Raw genomic sequence first — 14,632 nt, forward strand, 5'->3', positions numbered from 1 at the left:
TCTGCGGACGATACTAAGCGGTCGCTCATGTGCGGGAGAGCGGGCGGCACGCCGGTACGGGCCGTATCCAGGGACGATCCAAGGGCGAGGAGAACAAGCATGTCCACCACCGAGCAGCGGGTAGCCGTCGTCACCGGTGCGGCACGGGGCATCGGAGCCGCCACCGCCATCCGGCTGGCCGCCGAGGGCCGCGCCGTCGCCGTACTCGACCTCGACGAGGCGGCCTGCAAGGACACCGTCGAGAAGATCACCGACGCGGGCGGCACCGCGCTCGCCGTCGGCTGCGACGTCTCCGACAGCGCCCAGGTGGAGGCCGCGATCGCGCGGGTCGTCGCCGAGCTCGGCGCCCCGACGATCCTCGTCAACAACGCGGGCGTGCTCCGCGACAACCTGCTCTTCAAGATGTCCGAGGCGGACTGGGACACCGTCATGAACGTCCACCTCAAGGGCGCGTTCCTGATGGCCAAGGCCTGCCAGAAGCACATGGTGGACGCCGGCTTCGGCCGGATCGTCTCGCTCTCCTCGTCCTCGGCGCTCGGCAACCGCGGCCAGGCCAACTACTCCGCCGTCAAGGCCGGTCTGCAGGGCTTCACCAAGACCCTCGCCAAGGAGCTCGGGAAGTTCGGCATCACCGCCAACGCCGTCGCCCCCGGCTTCATCGTCACCGAGATGACCGCGCAGACCGCCGAGCGGGTCGGCATGGGCTTCGAGGAGTTCCAGGCCGCCGCCGCGTCCATGATCCCGGTCCAGCGCGTCGGCCGGCCCGAGGACATCGCCCATGCCATCGCCTTCTTCACGGGCGAGGACGCCGGCTTCGTCTCCGGCCAGGTCCTGTACGTGGCCGGCGGCCCGCTCAACTGACGCCGCGGCGCGGGAGGAGAACGCACATGAGCGTGAAGGAACTGCCCGAGCCCTCGGGCAAGGTCGCCCTCGTCACCGGCGGCAGCCGGGGCATCGGCTACGGGGTCGCCGAGGCCCTCGTCGCCCGCGGCGACCGGGTCTGCATCACCGGCCGGGGCGAGGACGCCCTCAAGGAGGCCGTGGAGCGGCTCGGCGCCGACCGGGTCATCGCCGTGCCCGGCAAGGCGCACGACGAGGCCCACCAGGCCGCCGCCGTCGCCGCCGCCATGGAGGCCTTCGGACGGGTCGACTTCCTGATCAACAACGCCGGGACCAATCCCGTCTTCGGGCCGATCGCCGAACTCGACCTGGGAGTGGCCCGCAAGGTCTTCGAGACCAATGTGGTCTCGGCCCTCGGCTTCGCCCAGCACACTTACCGGGCGTGGCAGAAGGAACACGGAGGGGCGATCGTGAACATCGCCTCGGTCGCCGGAATCGCCGCCTCGCCGTTCGTCGGCGCGTACGGAATGAGCAAGGCGGCAATGATCAATCTCACCCTGCAGCTGGCCCATGAATTCGCCCCCAACGTCCGGGTCAACGCCATCGCCCCGGCCGTCGTGCGAACGAAATTCGCCGCGGCGCTGTACGAGGGCCGGGAGGTCGAGGCGGCCGCCTCCTACCCGCTCGGCCGGCTCGGCGAGCCGCAGGACATCGGCGGTGCCGCCGCCTTCCTGACCTCCTCGCAGTCGGACTGGATCACCGGCCAGACCCTGGTCGTCGACGGCGGCATTTTCCTGAACGCCGGTGTCGGGTGACCGATATCCGGACACTTCCCTGAATTCCTGACCGGTTTGGCCCCGGTTGTTCAGAGAATGCCTCAAGTGCCCCGCCCGGGCCGATCATTGACCTGGCGGGGCGCTGCGGTATCGTCGGCCGACCCCAGGCTGAACGAGGAGCGTGCACGTGTTCAACCGGACCAGTCTGCAGGCCGCTGCAGCCCTTGCGTCCATATCCCTCCTGTCCGGATGCAGTGTGTTTTCGGACGGTGAATCCGCAACGGAACAGAGAATCGTCGTGGGGACGACGAGCTCGCCCTCGACGCTCGATCCGGCCGCCGCCTGGGACAATTCCTGGGAGCTTTTCCGGAATGTCTTCCAGACTCTCGTGAGCTTCCCGACCGGCCGGACGACCCCCGAGTCGGACGCCGCGGACTGCAAGTTCAAGGAGGGCTCCTCCAGCCGGGTCTTCGAGTGCCGGATCCACGAGGGGCTGACCTTCTCCAACGGTCACAAACTGGACGCCGAGGCCGTGAAGTACTCGATCGAGCGGATCCGCACGATCAACCACAAGGGTGGCCCCAACGGCATGCTGGGCTCGCTCGACAAGATCGACGTCATCGCGCCCGACACGGTCGTCTTCCGGCTCAACAAGCCGGACGCCACCTTCCCCTTCGTCCTCGCCACCCCGGCCATGTCGATCGTCGACCCGGCCGAGTACCCGGCGGACCGGCTCCGCACCGACGGCAAGCTGATCGGTTCCGGCCCGTACGTCCTCGACGAGTACAAGGAGAAGGAGAAGGCCGAGCTCACCAGCAACCCGAGCTACAAGGGCTTCGCCGACCGCAAGAACGGCGGCGTGACCATCCGGTACTTCGCCGAGTCCGAGGCGATGGTCACCGCGCTGAAGGCCAAGGAGATCGACGCCACCTACCGCGGTCTGACCGCCGAGGAGGTCGTCGACCTCCAGGCCGACAAGCCGGAGAACCAGGGCCTCCAGCTGGTCGAGTCCACCGGCGCCGACATCCGCTACCTGGTCTTCAACACCAAGGACGCGTCGGTCGCCAAGCTGCCCGTCCGCAAGGCCATCGCCCAGCTCGTGAGCCGCGAGGAACTGGTCAACAAGGTCTACAAGGGCACCGCCGAGCCGCTGTACTCGATGGTCCCCAAGGGCATCGCGGGCCACACGACCAGCTTCTACGACCGCTTCGGCGAGCCCGACCCCGCCAAGGCCAAGGCCATCCTGCGCGCCGCGGGCATCACCAAGCCGGTCGAGCTGGACTTCTGGTTCACCACCGACCGCTACGGCTCCTCGACGGCCCCCGAGTTCGCGGAGCTGAAGCGCCAGCTGGAGGACTCCGGCCTCTTCGAGGTCAGCCTGCACGGCAAGCCCTGGAAGGAGTTCCAGGCCGGCTACCAGAAGGGCGAGTACCCCGTCTTCGGCCGAGGCTGGTTCCCCGACTTCCCGGACCCGGACAACTTCATCGCCCCGTTCGTGGGCGAGGAGAACGTCCTCGGCACCCCGTACGTCAGCCCCGAGATCACCGGTGAGCTCCTCCCCAAGTCCCGGCGCGAGAGCGACCGCGCGGCCGTCACGGACGAGTTCAAGAAGGCCCAGGAGATCATGGTGCGCGACGTCCGGCTGCTGCCGCTGTGGCAGGGCAAGCTCTACATCGCCGCGAGCGAGGACATCGCGGGCGGCGAGCGGGCCCTCGACCCGCAGACCGTCATGCAGATGTGGGAGCTCAGCCGCCGCACCAGCTGGTAGCCGACCGGCCCGGTCCCCGTCGGGACCGGGCGGCGGACGGCGTTGTCAGTGGCCCCCGGTAGGTTCTCGTCTGGAGTAAACGAAGCCCACCGGAGGTTGTTGACGTGACCGACACCGACATGCTGCCCGAGTCCTGGCGCGGCGTCCTCGGCGAGGAGCTGCAGAAGCCCTACTTCAAGCAGCTCACCGAGTTCGTCGAGGAGGAGCGGGCCAAGGGGCCGGTCTACCCGCCGCGCGAGGAGGTCTTCGCCGCCCTCGCCGCCACCCCGTTCGACAAGGTGAAGGTCCTGGTCCTCGGCCAGGACCCGTACCACGGCGAGGGCCAGGGCCACGGCCTGTGCTTCTCCGTCCGCCCGGGCGTGAAGACCCCGCCCTCGCTGCGCAACATCTACAAGGAGATGCAGGCCGAGCTCGGCCACCCCGTCCCCGACAACGGCTATCTGCTGCCGTGGGCCGAGCAGGGCGTCCTGCTGCTCAACGCGGTGCTCACCGTCCGGGCCGGCGAGGCCAACTCGCACAAGGGCAAGGGCTGGGAGAAGTTCACCGACGCGGTGATCACCGCCGTGGCCGCCCGGCCGGACCCGGCCGTCTTCGTGCTCTGGGGCAACTACGCGCAGAAGAAGCTGCCGCTCATCGACGAGAACCGCCACGTGGTGGTGAAGGGCGCGCACCCTTCGCCGCTGTCGGCGAAGAAGTTCTTCGGCTCCCAGCCCTTCACCCAGATCAACCAGGCCGTCGCCGCCCAGGGCCACGAGCCGATCGACTGGCGGATCCCCGACCTCGGCTGAGTCCGGAGCGGTTTTGGTGATGATCAGGTCGGATCCGGCGCGGCGGAGCCACACCCGGCGCCGGATCCGGCACTCTTCGGGCGAGGGGGCCGACGAGAACGCGTGGAGGCCGTAGTGACCGGGCAGCAGGTGGCGGACGACCCCGTCATGACCAGGATCGGGCAGGCGATGATGCTGCTCCACGGCGGTGACCGGGAAGAGGCGCGCAACCGCTTCGGCGAGATCTGGGACCAGCTCGGACCGGACGGCGACCCGCTGCACCGCTGCACGCTCGCCCACTACATGGCGGACGCCCAGGACGACCCCGACACCGAGCTCGCCTGGGACCTGCGGGCCCTGACGGCCGCCGAGGGGCTCGACGAGGACCGGCTGGCCCGCCACGACTCGGCGGCGGCGCTGCGCGCCCTCTACCCCTCGCTCCATCTCAACCTCGCCGCCGACTACGTGAAGCTGGCCCGCCCCGACGCGGCCCGCGTCCACCTGGACCGGGCCCGCGCCGCCTCCGCCGTCCTGGACGACGACGGCTACGGCAACGGGGTGCGGGCCGCGATCGACCGCCTGGAGCTGCGGCTGCGGGGCCTGACGGGTCCGGCCGTCTAGCGCTTCCCGTAGGCGCCCCGGCAGAGCCTCGCCTGGTCGCTCCCCGGGTGCCAGCCGCCGTACCGCTCGCCCAGCTCGCAGACGTCGTCCCGGCCGCGGGGCACCTGCGGGAGCTCGGGCAGCTCGACGTCGGGATGCCGGCGCTGCTGCTTCGGTACGGCGGAGGAGCGCGGCTTCTCGGCGCGGCGCCGCCCTGCGGAGTCGCCCCCGCCGGTCGTGCCCTCCTTGTGCCGCTCGACGGACGACCGCGGCTCGGGCGTGGGGTCGGGCATCGCGGCCTCCAGCGCCTCGCGGGCGGGTCCCTGGACGATCTGGGGCGCGACGTCCTGACCGGTGGTCTCGGCCGAGAGGCGGGGGGCGGGCGCGGGGGCCGCGGGCGGCGGCTCGACCGCGACACAGCCCGACAGGGCGGCCACGGCCATCCCGGCGAGCATCGTCACTGTGGTTCTGGTTCCATGCACCCGCGCAACTCTGCTGGCCGAACCGCCCCCCGCGCGCCCCTACTCGCGGGGAATGCCCCGCATGAGTGATCACCTCGACGCGGGCTGACCCGTGCCGTACGAGAGGGTTCCGGCCCCGCTCAGTCGCCGGTGGCGCCGTCGATGCGCTCCCGGAGGAGGTCGGCGTGGCCGTTGTGCCGGGCGTACTCCTCGATCATGTGCAGATAGATCCAGCGGAGGTTGAACGTCTGCCCGGAGCGGTGCTTCCCGGTGCCGATGTCGTCGAGCCCACGCTCGGCGGCGTTGGCGCGGGCCCGGGCGATCTCGTCCTGCCAGGTGGCGTACGCCTCCTGCCAGGTGTCCTCCTCGGTGACGTGGATGTCCCGGTCCATGTCCTGCTCGGTGCTGTAGATCCAGCCGGCGTCCTCGCCCGCGAGGGTCCGCCGGAACCAGCCGCGCTCGACCTCGGCCATGTGCCGGACCAGGCCCATCAGGTTGAGGTCGGACGGCGGGGCGGAGGCGGTGCGCAGCTGGGCGTCGTCGAGGCCCTCGCACTTCATGGCGAGGGTGGCCCGGTGGAAGTCGAGCCACTCCTCCAGGGCCGCGCGCTCGCCGGTGAGGGTGCCGGGGTCGATGCGCGGGGTGGATTCGGTGCGTTCGGCAGTCATGACCGCATCGTCGCCGATGATCGCCCCGCGCGGCCAGTGGTTTGACGGTGGTTCAGCCCTGGCCGCCGCCCAGCATGCCGCGCAGCAGCTCGTCGAGGCCGGTGCGCAGTTCGGCGGGGCTCGGCACGGCCGAGTGGAAGGAACCGGCCGCGCAGGAGAACATCAGCCCCTCGCACCAGGCGATGAGGGAGAGCGCGTGGCGCTCCGGCGAGGGCGACCCGGCGGCGGCCGTCATCGCGATCAGCGGGCCGTGGAAGACGGCTCCGGCGGAGTCGAAGAAGGAGCGGAGCTCGGGGCGCCGGGTGGCCTCCAGGGCCAGCTCGTAGCGCGAGACGAGCAGGGCCCGGTGGTCCGTCAGATAGCGGTGCAGGGCCCGCGCGAGCGCGTCCACCAGGGCCTCGCGGCCGGCGTCGGCGGCGGGCAGCTCGTGCGGGGCGAGGACGCCGGCCTCCCGCTGCACCTGGCGCCGGACGGCGGTCTCCAGCAGGGCCTGCCGGGTGCGGGCGTGGTTGGAGGTGGAGCCCTGGGGGAGCCCGGCCCGCTCGTCCACGGCTCGGTGGGTGAGCCCGCGCATCCCCCGTTCCACGAGCAGGTCGAGGGCGGCGTCGCCGATGAGCTCGGCGCGGGTGAGCGGGGCGTCGGGGGCCGGTGCTGCGGTCATGGGACCAACTTATCGACCCTCACCTCCCGAGCCGACTACATCTGTAGTACGGTCAAGAAGTCACTACACCTGTAGTCCCCAAGGGGGAGTCATGGAACAGCACCGTGCCGTCGTCGTCGGAGCCGGCATCGGCGGCCTCACCGCGGCCGTCGCCCTGCGGCAGCGCGGCTGGGACGTCACCGTCCTCGAACGGGCCCCGGACCTCGCCCCCGTCGGCGCCGGAATCGCCCTCGCCCCCAACGCCCTGCGCGCCCTCGACACGATCGGCCTCGGCGACCCGGTCCGCGAACTCGCCGCCTGGCAGGGCGACGGCGGCATGCGCCGCCCCGACGGCCGCTGGCTCTGCCGCACCGACGCCGAGGCCGCCGCCACCCGCTTCGGCGGACCGCTCGTCCTGCTGCACCGCGCCACCCTCGTCGCACTCCTCACCTCCGCCCTGCCCGGCACCACCGTCCGCACCGGGACCCCGGCCGGGCTCGACGACCCCGGCGACCCCCGCCGGCCCGCCCGCGTCTCCACACCCGACGGCACGATCGAGGCCGAACTCGTCGTCGCCGCCGACGGCATCCGTTCCGCCGTCCGCACCGCCCTCTTCCCCGGGCACCCCGGCCCCCGCTACTCCGGCTTCACCACCTGGCGGACCGTCATCCCCGCCCCCGAGCGCCCCTTCGCCCCGCACGAGACCTGGGGCCCCGCCCGCCTCTGGGGCAGCCAGCCCCTCAAGGACGGCCGGGTCTACGCGTACGCCATGGCCGCCGCGCCCGCCGGTGCCCGCGCCGCCGACGGCGAGAAGGCCGAACTCCAGCGTCTCTTCGGGGACTGGCACCACCCGGTGCCCGCGATCCTGGCCGCCGCCGAGGAGGCCGGGATCCTCCGCAACGACGTCCACCACCTCATCGACCCGCTGCCCGCCTTCCACGACGGACGCGTGGCGCTCCTCGGCGACGCCGCCCACGCCATGCAGCCCACCCTGGGCCAGGGCGGCAACCAGGCCGTCGAGGACGCCGTCGTCCTCGCCCACCACACCGGCCGCGGCCTGCCCGTGCCGGCCGCCCTCGCCGCGTACACCGCCGACCGGCTGCCCCGCACCACGGCCCTGGTCCGCAAGGCCGCCCGCACCGGCCGGCTCGCCCTGCTCTCCGCCCGCCCCGCCGTCGCCCTGCGCGACACCGCCGTGACCGCCGTCTCCCGCCTCGGCCCCGGACTGATCCTGCGCGGCTTCGACGGCATCGCCGACTGGCGCCCGCCGACCGACGCCGAACCGCCCGGCGTAAGCTGACCGGCGCGCACGCCCCCACGGCGGGGGCCGGGGCACGACGACAAGGGAGACCCACGTGAAGGTCGGCTGCATCGGACTCGGGGACATCGCCCGGAAGGCGTACCTCCCCGTCCTTTCCACCCTTCCCGGGGTCGAACTCCACCTCCAGACCCGCACCCCCGCCACCCTCGACCTTGTCGGCGACAGCCTCCACCTGCCCGCCGCGCGGCGCCACCACGACCTCGACTCGCTGCTCGCCGCCGGACTCGACGCCGCGTTCGTGCACGCCCCCACCTCCGTGCACGCCGAGATCACCACCCGCCTCCTGGAGGCCGGGATCCCCACCTACGTCGACAAGCCGCTCGCCTACGAGTACGCCGAGTCCGAGCGGCTCGTCGAACTCGCCGAGAAGCGCGCGGTCAGCCTCACCGTCGGCTTCAACCGCCGGCTCGCCCCGAGCTACGCCCAGTGCCTGGACCACCCGCGCGAACTGATCCTGATGCAGAAGAACCGCGTCGGGCTGCCCGAGGACCCGCGCACCTTCGTCCTCGACGACTTCATCCACGTCGTCGACACGCTCCGCTTCCTGCTCCCCGGCGAGGTCGAGCACACCGACGTACGCGCCAGGGTCCGCGACGGGCTCCTGCACCACGTCGTGCTCCAGCTGTCCGGCGACGGCTTCACCGCCCTCGGCGTCATGAACCGGCGCGGCGGCTCCACCGAGGAGATCCTGGAGGTCTCCGGGCAGGACACCAAGCGCCAGGTCCTCAACCTCGCCGAGATCGTCGACCACAAGGGCCAGCCGACCGTGCGCCGCCGCGGCGACTGGGTGCCGGTGGCCCGCCAGCGCGGCATCGAGCAGGCGGTCCTCTCCTTCCTCGAGGCCGTGCGCGAGGGGCGCCTGCTCAGCGCCCGCGACGCGCTCCTGACCCACGAGCTGTGCGAGCACGTGGTGCGCGAGACACTCCTCCAGGCCTCCTGAACCTCTGCGCGGCCCCGGCCGCGCCCAGCACGACCAGCACCGTGACGGCCGCGTGCACCGCCCAGTCGCCGAAGCGCGTGTACGGGGTCGTCGCCCGCGAGAGCGGCAGCTCCCGGACGGCGACGGCGCTCACCCCGGTGCCCAGGCCGACGCCCACCGGCCGCCCGTCCGGTCCGTAGGCGGCGCTGATCCCGGTCAGCGTCGCGTGCACCACCGGACGCCCCGACTCCGCGGCCCGCAACGCCGCCAGCGAGGCGTGCTGTTCCGGGGCCCAGCTGTCCTGGAAGGTGGACGTGGCCGACTGGGCCACCACCACGTCGGCACCGTCCAGGGCCAGTCGCCGGGTCATGTCGGGGAAGGCCGACTCGAAGCAGACCAGCGGCCCGACGCGCAGCCCCGGCCGGTCGCCGCCGTCCGGCGCGGGCAGCGTCATCACCACCGGGGCGGTGCCCCGCCGCCGGTCCTCACCGGCCGCCTTGCCGACCGAGGTCACCCAGCCGAGCACGGCCCGCGCCGGGATGTACTCGCCGAACGGCACCAGGCGCATCTTGTCGTAGCGGTCCCCGGTCGGTCCCTCCCGGCCGACGAGGATCGCGCTCTTGAAGATCCCCGGGCGGTCGGAGCGGCGCGCGTCCACGTTGACCAGGATCGGGGCGCCCACGGCCCGCGAGAGCTCCGTCAGACGGGCCGCCAGGTCGGGCCGGGCCCGCAGATCGGCGCCGACGCTGCTCTCGCCCCAGACCACCAGGTCGAGCCGCTGCCCCGCCAGCGTCCGGGTCAGCTCCTCGCCCCGGGCGAACCGCCGTTCGGCGCCGCCCGGCGGATCGAGCACACCGGGCTGGACGACCGCGACCCGTACGATGCCCGCGGTAGGCGGCGGAGCGGTGCCCCACCAGCCGAGGCCCATGACGAGGGCACAGCCCACCAGGCCGGCCGGCCCCACACGGCCGGCACGCTGCGCCGGAGTGGTACGGCGTGCCAGTGCGCCGGCCACGAGCAGCACGACGGCGGTGTTCACCGCCACCACCAGCAGGCTCACCAGCCAGACCCCGCCGAGCGAGGCGAGCCGCAGCGCGGCCGGCACCTGCCACTGGCTGGCCCCGAGCAGCCCCCACGGGCCGCCCAGGCCCTCCCAGGAGCGGACCAGCTCGATCAGCAGCCAGCCGGAGGGGACCGCGAGCAGCGCGGCGACCGCCCGGCGCGGGGAGGGCGTGCCGCCCAGCAGGGCGTGCGCGAGGCGGCCCCAGGGCAGCCAGAGCAGTCCGAGCAGCGCGGCGAGCAGCAGCATGAAGACGTGGAGGCTCGGCATCAGCCAGTGGTGCACGGCCAGCATGAAGCCGATGCCCCCGCACCAGCCGTCCAGTCCGGCCCGGCGCGCGCTCGGCGCCGTACGGACGAGGAGCAGCCACGGGACGAGGGCGAGGTACGCCCACCACCACAGACCGGGTGCGGGGAAGGCGAGCGCGGGCAGGGCGCCGAGGGCGACGGCGAGCGCGGAACGGCCGAGGCCGGGCAGGCGGCCGCGTACGGGGGTGGTGCCCGGTGCGGTGTCGGTCGCGGGGGCGTCCGGGGGCCTGGCGCCGGTGGTGGCGCCCGGGTCATGCCCGGGCGCGGTCGTACGGCCGGCCGGTGCCGGGCGCCGGGCGAACGGAGTCCGCATACCCTGCCTCCAGGTGTCGCCTCCAGTGTGCGCGCGACCGGCCCCGACGGCGCTCAGGCTCGACGGTCCCGCGCCCTCGGGCTCCTTCGGTCCGGCGGGGTCTCGCCTCCGGCGGATCCTCAGGTCCGGCGCCACTTCTCCTCGACCACCACCGAGCGCAGCAGCCAGCCGTCGTCCGACCTCCGCAGCGTGAACGTGTAGCGCCCGCCGCACACGAAGTCCTCGCCCGACGCGAACCGCATGGGGTTCACATAGTCGGCGCGCACGGTCGCGTCGTCGCCCGGACCGCCGCCGAGGTCATGGAGGCGCACCCGCCGGTTGACGATGAGGTGCTGCCGTACGGGAAAGAGCCGCATCGTCTCGGCGAGCCAGTCGGCGACCTCCGAGGCGGGGCCCTCGACCCCGCCCGAGCCGCGGTAGTCCGCGCGCCCGTCGGGCGTGAACAGCGCCCGGTACGCGGCCCAGTCGGAGTCGTCCACGGCCACGGCGTAACCCGTGACCACGTCGTCGATGGCGAGCCGGTCCATCACGTTCGCGAGGTCCACGCGCTGTGTCATCGGTTCAGTGTCGGGCAGCGGCGGAGCGGGGCCAAGAGGCGTGCGCGGACCGCCGCCCGGGGATGTCGCCGGCCCTGTCGGCCGTCAGCCCGCCGACTCGCCCGCGTGCGGGCTGAGGACGTCCGTGCCGACCAGGACGAAGAGGAGGATGCCCAGGATGATCCGGTAGATCACGAAGGGCATGAAGGACTTGGTGGTGATGAACTTCATGAACCAGGCGATCACCGCGTAGCCGACGCCGAAGGCGATGATCGTGGCGAAGATCGTCGGTCCCCAGGAGACATGGCCGCCCTCGCCCGCGTCCTTGAGCTCGTACGCGCCGGAGGCCAGCACGGCCGGGATCGCCAGGAGGAAGGAGTAGCGGGCGGCGGCCTCGCGGGTGTAGCCCATGAGCAGACCGCCGGAGATGGTGGCGCCCGAGCGGGACACGCCCGGGATCAGGGCCATCGCCTGGCAGACGCCGAAGATCAGGCCGTCGCGCACGCCGAGTTCCTTGAGGGACTTGCGCTCGCGGATGGCGCGGTGCCGGCCGCCGATCTCGTCGCGGGCGGCGAGCCGGTCGGCGATGCCGAGCACGACGCCCATGACGATGAGCGTGGTCGCGATCAGCCGCAGATCGCGGAACGGGCCCTCGATCTGGTCCTTGAGCGTGACGCCGAGGACGCCGATCGGGATGGAGCCCACGATGACCAGCCAGCCCATCTGGGCGTCGTGGTCGGAGCGCATCGCCTTGTCGAAGAGCGAGCGGAACCAGGCCGAGACGATCCGCGCGATGTCCTTGCGGAAGTAGATGAGGACGGCGGTCTCGGTGCCGATCTGGGTGATGGCCGTGAAGGCGGCGCCGGGGTCGTGCCAGCCGGCGAAGGCGGCGGTGAGCCGCAGATGCGCGCTGGAGGAGATGGGAAGGAACTCCGTCAGCCCCTGGACGAGTCCGAGGATGAATGATTCGAACCAACTCATGGGGCCAGGGCCGTCCCGTATGTACGCGTGCGGTCAGAAGGTCGGTGCGCAGCGTACCGTCCCGAGGTGACGGGGCCGTTCCCAGGGCTCGGGCTCGGGCCCCGGTGCTTCAGCCGTCCACGGGACCCGTCGCCGTCCAGCCGGGCGCCCGCACATGGGTCGTGAGACTGGCTCGGTCCGCCTCCTCGCCACAGCTCGCGCAGACCACCCGCGGACTGAGCACCGCGCCGCAGCTGTGTTCGAGGACCACCGGCCGGTCGTCGGGGTGCAGATGGCGGTCGCCCCAGGCCATCAGGGTCATGAGGACGGGCCCGAGCTCCCGGCCCGCGGGCGTGGCCCGGTACTCGTAGCGCGGGGGCCGCTCGCTGTACGCCACCTTCTCCAGGATCCCGGCCTCGACCAGGCGCTTGAGGCGGGCGGTGAGGATGTCGCGGGGCGCGCCCGTGTTGCGGGCGATCCGGTCGAAGCGGTGGACGCCGAGGGAGACCTCGCGCAGGACGAGAAGGGAGTACTTCTCGCCGACGAGCGCGAGGGTGTCGGCGATCGAGCAGGGGCGGGGCGCGGCCTTCATGAGCCAAGACTAAGGCAGGCCGATGGGTGAGGGTTTGATAATCCAACCTAGTGGGCTATGTTGCCGATGCGCGAGAGTCCAGTTTTCCAACCCGCTCGGTTTTCCAGCCCGCCCGCCCTTTCGACCCCTCGGGAGCCGTGTCATGCGTGACGCCGTCATCGTCGAAGCCGTCCGTACGCCGACAGGGAAGGGCAAGCCAGGCGGCGCCCTCTCCGACGTCCACCCCGTCGCCCTGCTCTCGCACACCCTGCGCGCCCTGATCGACCGCACCGGCATCGACCCCGCCCTCGTCGACGACGTCATCGGCGGCACCGTCGACCAGGTCGGCGAACAGGCCATGAACACCACCCGCTACGCCTGGCTCGGCGCGGGCCTGCCCGAGACCGTGCCCGCCACCACCGTCGACCGCCAGTGCGGTTCCTCGCAGCAGGCCGTGCACTTCGCCGCGCAGGGCGTGCTGTCCGGCGCGTACGACATCGCCGTCGCCTGCGGCGTCGAGTCCATGAGCCGCGTCCCCATGTGGTCCAACGTGCCGCCCGGCGCCGACCCCTTCGGCCCCGGCGTCGCCGAGCGCTATCCGGGGGGCCTGGTGCCGCAGGGCATCAGCGCCGAGCTCATCGCCGCCAAGTGGTCGATCGGCCGCGCGGCGATGGACGAGTTCGCCGCCGGCTCGCACGCCAGGGCCGCGCGGAGCTGGGAGGCCGGACTCTTCGACGACCAGGTCGTCCCGTACGGGTCCGTCCGCCGCGACGAGTCGGTGCGGCCCTCGACCACCCCCGAGGTGCTCGCCGGACTCCGGCCCGCCTTCCAGGACCCGGTCTTCGCCGAACGCTTCCCGCAGATCGACTGGTCGGTCACCGCCGGCAACAGCAGCCCGATCAACGACGGAGCCTCCGCCGTCCTCGTCATGGCCGCCGAGACCGCCCGGGCCCTCGGCCTGCGCCCGCTCGCCCGGCTCCACTCCTTCGCGGTCACCGGCTCCGACCCGCTGCTCATGCTCACCGGAGTCATCCCGGCCACCGAGAAGGTGCTGCGCCGTGCCGGACTCTCCCTAGACGACATCGACCTCTTCGAGATCAACGAGGCCTTCGCGAGCGTGGTCCTCGCCTGGCAGCAGGAGACCGGCGCCGATCCGGCCAGGGTCAACGTCCACGGCGGCGCGATCGCCCTCGGACACCCGCTGGGCGCGAGCGGCACCCGCCTGACGACGACGCTGGTGCACGCCCTGCGCGCGAGGGGCGGGCGCTACGGGCTGCAGGCGATGTGCGAGGCCGGCGGACTCGCCAACGCGATGATCGTCGAAGCGATGTGAGCGCGGGCCGCGGAACGGGCTGGGGAAGGCCGGGGGAGGGGCCGCCGGGTCGGTGCGGCCGGGGGCGTCAGCCCTCGGGCGCGGCCGTGGCCGCCGCCACCGGCTCCCGCCGCACCGCCGTCTCCCCGGGCGTCGCCGTCACGGCCGCGCCGAGACGGTGCCGCTTGCGCCAGCCCACCACCGCGGCCGCCGAGACCGACAGGACGATGAAACCGGTCGAGACCAGGAAAGCGGGGGAGGTGGGCGAGGTGGCCTGGCTGCCCGCGACCACGTAGGCCAGGGTGTTCGGCACGGAGCCGAGCCCGGTCGCCAGGAGGAACGGCAGGTACTTCATCCGGGAGACGGCGGCCGCGTAGTTGGCCACCGCGAACGGCATCCCGGGGAACAACCGGATCGCCAGCATCGAACGGAAGCCGTGCCGGCTCAACTGGCCGTCCGCCGCCCGCAGCCAGCGCCCCCGCACGTACGGGCGCAAGGCGTCCTGCCCGAGCGTGCGGCCGAGCGCGAACGAGAGGCCGGCCCCGAGCACCGTCCCGCCCAGGGCGGCGGCGAAACCGGCCTGGGTGCCGAACAGCGCGCCCGCCGCGAGATTGAGGATCGGCCGCGGCACCAGGGCCGCCGTGCACACCCCGTACGCGAGCCCGAAGACCAGCACCGCGGCCGCCCCGCCCACCTGCGGCGGCCAGCCCGCCGACAACAGCCGCTGCGGCTCGAAGAGCAGCACCGACACGCCCGCTGAGAGCAGGATCAGGGCGAGGTACGCCAGCCGGGCCTTGGGCGAGAGGAGCATC

The 14,632-nt window shown here is 72.7% G+C and carries 16 protein-coding genes; 8 read left to right on the plus strand and 8 right to left on the minus strand.

Features of this window, described 5'->3' with window-relative positions:
* The first annotated feature begins 99 nt into the window (after window positions 1-99).
* The 5 genes from fabG (at window position 100) to ACFY7C_RS15700 (ending at window position 4,772) form a co-directional block, all read left to right on the plus strand.
* The gene (fabG, locus tag ACFY7C_RS15680; protein WP_389649730.1) at window positions 100-861 is read left to right on the plus strand and encodes a 3-oxoacyl-ACP reductase FabG; all 762 of its coding nucleotides are present in this window, start codon (window positions 100-102) and stop codon (window positions 859-861) included.
* 26 nt (window positions 862-887) lie between these two features.
* Window positions 888-1,655, plus strand: coding sequence for an SDR family oxidoreductase (locus tag ACFY7C_RS15685; RefSeq protein WP_389649733.1), 768 nt, complete (start codon window positions 888-890; stop codon window positions 1,653-1,655).
* Between the two features lie 148 nt (window positions 1,656-1,803).
* Window positions 1,804-3,384 carry an ABC transporter substrate-binding protein gene (locus ACFY7C_RS15690; RefSeq protein ID WP_389649736.1) on the plus strand — a complete coding sequence of 527 codons (1,581 nt, stop codon included), beginning with the start codon at window positions 1,804-1,806 and terminating at the stop codon, window positions 3,382-3,384.
* 104 nt (window positions 3,385-3,488) lie between these two features.
* Complete coding sequence (ung, locus tag ACFY7C_RS15695) at window positions 3,489-4,172, plus strand: uracil-DNA glycosylase (protein WP_389649738.1); 684 nt, start codon at window positions 3,489-3,491, stop codon at window positions 4,170-4,172.
* A 147-nt stretch (window positions 4,173-4,319) separates the two neighbouring features.
* Window positions 4,320-4,772: a hypothetical protein gene (locus tag ACFY7C_RS15700; RefSeq protein WP_389652659.1), complete on the plus strand. Its 453-nt coding sequence runs from the start codon at window positions 4,320-4,322 to the stop codon at window positions 4,770-4,772.
* Here the strand turns inward: ACFY7C_RS15700 and ACFY7C_RS15705 are convergent.
* From ACFY7C_RS15705 to ACFY7C_RS15715, 3 genes are all read right to left on the minus strand, one after another.
* Window positions 4,769-5,233 carry a hypothetical protein gene (locus ACFY7C_RS15705; protein ID WP_389649741.1) on the minus strand — a complete coding sequence of 155 codons (465 nt, stop codon included), beginning with the start codon at window positions 5,231-5,233 and terminating at the stop codon, window positions 4,769-4,771. The genes ACFY7C_RS15700 and ACFY7C_RS15705 overlap by 4 nt on opposite strands.
* 119 nt (window positions 5,234-5,352) lie before the next feature.
* Window positions 5,353-5,880: a DinB family protein gene (locus ACFY7C_RS15710; protein ID WP_389649744.1), complete on the minus strand. Its 528-nt coding sequence runs from the start codon at window positions 5,878-5,880 to the stop codon at window positions 5,353-5,355.
* A gap of 52 nt (window positions 5,881-5,932) precedes the next feature.
* Window positions 5,933-6,541, minus strand: a complete 609-nt coding sequence (locus ACFY7C_RS15715; protein ID WP_389649747.1) for a TetR/AcrR family transcriptional regulator — start codon at window positions 6,539-6,541, stop codon at window positions 5,933-5,935.
* 91 nt (window positions 6,542-6,632) lie between these two features.
* Between ACFY7C_RS15715 and ACFY7C_RS15720 the strand changes: the two genes are divergently transcribed.
* Window positions 6,633-7,820, plus strand: coding sequence for an FAD-dependent oxidoreductase (locus ACFY7C_RS15720; RefSeq protein ID WP_389649749.1), 1,188 nt, complete (start codon window positions 6,633-6,635; stop codon window positions 7,818-7,820).
* Window positions 7,821-7,875: 55 nt separating this feature from the next.
* Window positions 7,876-8,781 (plus strand): Gfo/Idh/MocA family protein, encoded by a 906-nt coding sequence (locus tag ACFY7C_RS15725; protein WP_389649752.1) that lies wholly within the window; start codon window positions 7,876-7,878, stop codon window positions 8,779-8,781.
* Here ACFY7C_RS15725 and lnt read toward each other — a convergent pair.
* The 4 genes from lnt to ACFY7C_RS15745 form a co-directional block, all read right to left on the minus strand.
* Window positions 8,705-10,441, minus strand: a complete 1,737-nt coding sequence (lnt, locus tag ACFY7C_RS15730; protein WP_389649755.1) for an apolipoprotein N-acyltransferase — start codon at window positions 10,439-10,441, stop codon at window positions 8,705-8,707. The genes ACFY7C_RS15725 and lnt overlap by 77 nt on opposite strands.
* Window positions 10,442-10,560: 119 nt before the next feature.
* The gene (locus tag ACFY7C_RS15735; protein WP_389649758.1) at window positions 10,561-10,998 is read right to left on the minus strand and encodes a nuclear transport factor 2 family protein; all 438 of its coding nucleotides are present in this window, start codon (window positions 10,996-10,998) and stop codon (window positions 10,561-10,563) included.
* An 84-nt stretch (window positions 10,999-11,082) separates the two neighbouring features.
* On the minus strand, window positions 11,083-11,958 hold the full coding sequence (locus ACFY7C_RS15740) for an undecaprenyl-diphosphate phosphatase (RefSeq protein WP_389649761.1): 876 nt from the start codon (window positions 11,956-11,958) through the stop codon (window positions 11,083-11,085).
* A gap of 109 nt (window positions 11,959-12,067) precedes the next feature.
* On the minus strand, window positions 12,068-12,529 hold the full coding sequence (locus ACFY7C_RS15745) for a winged helix-turn-helix transcriptional regulator (protein WP_389649764.1): 462 nt from the start codon (window positions 12,527-12,529) through the stop codon (window positions 12,068-12,070).
* Between the two features lie 142 nt (window positions 12,530-12,671).
* Here ACFY7C_RS15745 and ACFY7C_RS15750 point away from each other — a divergent pair, with 142 nt between their 5' ends.
* Complete coding sequence (locus tag ACFY7C_RS15750; protein WP_389649766.1) at window positions 12,672-13,841, plus strand: thiolase family protein; 1,170 nt, start codon at window positions 12,672-12,674, stop codon at window positions 13,839-13,841.
* A gap of 67 nt (window positions 13,842-13,908) precedes the next feature.
* On the opposite strand, the gene ACFY7C_RS15755 is transcribed toward ACFY7C_RS15750, so the two are convergent.
* Window positions 13,909-14,631 carry a TVP38/TMEM64 family protein gene (locus ACFY7C_RS15755; protein ID WP_389649769.1) on the minus strand — a complete coding sequence of 241 codons (723 nt, stop codon included), beginning with the start codon at window positions 14,629-14,631 and terminating at the stop codon, window positions 13,909-13,911.
* Between the last annotated feature and the right edge of the window lies 1 nt (window position 14,632).

Origin of the sequence: Streptomyces sp. NPDC012769, assembly GCF_042901205.1 — a bacterium.
In the GTDB taxonomy this organism is placed as follows: domain Bacteria; phylum Actinomycetota; class Actinomycetes; order Streptomycetales; family Streptomycetaceae; genus Streptomyces.

Bases quoted from the DNA above. Each gene is read 5' to 3' on its own strand.
- ACFY7C_RS15710 (WP_389649744.1), bottom strand. From the start codon at position 5,880: ATGACTGCCGAACGCACCGAATCCACCCCGCGCATCGACCCCGGCACC.
- ACFY7C_RS15720 (WP_389649749.1), top strand. From the start codon at position 6,633: ATGGAACAGCACCGTGCCGTCGTCGTCGGAGCCGGCATCGGCGGCCTC.
- ACFY7C_RS15715 (WP_389649747.1), bottom strand. From the start codon at position 6,541: ATGACCGCAGCACCGGCCCCCGACGCCCCGCTCACCCGCGCCGAGCTC.
- ACFY7C_RS15685 (WP_389649733.1), top strand. From the start codon at position 888: ATGAGCGTGAAGGAACTGCCCGAGCCCTCGGGCAAGGTCGCCCTCGTC.
- ACFY7C_RS15750 (WP_389649766.1), top strand. From the start codon at position 12,672: ATGCGTGACGCCGTCATCGTCGAAGCCGTCCGTACGCCGACAGGGAAG.
- ACFY7C_RS15700 (WP_389652659.1), top strand. From the start codon at position 4,320: ATGACCAGGATCGGGCAGGCGATGATGCTGCTCCACGGCGGTGACCGG.
- ACFY7C_RS15735 (WP_389649758.1), bottom strand. From the start codon at position 10,998: ATGACACAGCGCGTGGACCTCGCGAACGTGATGGACCGGCTCGCCATC.
- ACFY7C_RS15740 (WP_389649761.1), bottom strand. From the start codon at position 11,958: ATGAGTTGGTTCGAATCATTCATCCTCGGACTCGTCCAGGGGCTGACG.
- ACFY7C_RS15745 (WP_389649764.1), bottom strand. From the start codon at position 12,529: ATGAAGGCCGCGCCCCGCCCCTGCTCGATCGCCGACACCCTCGCGCTC.
- lnt (WP_389649755.1), bottom strand. From the start codon at position 10,441: ATGCGGACTCCGTTCGCCCGGCGCCCGGCACCGGCCGGCCGTACGACC.
- fabG (WP_389649730.1), top strand. From the start codon at position 100: ATGTCCACCACCGAGCAGCGGGTAGCCGTCGTCACCGGTGCGGCACGG.
- ACFY7C_RS15755 (WP_389649769.1), bottom strand. From the start codon at position 14,631: ATGCTCCTCTCGCCCAAGGCCCGGCTGGCGTACCTCGCCCTGATCCTG.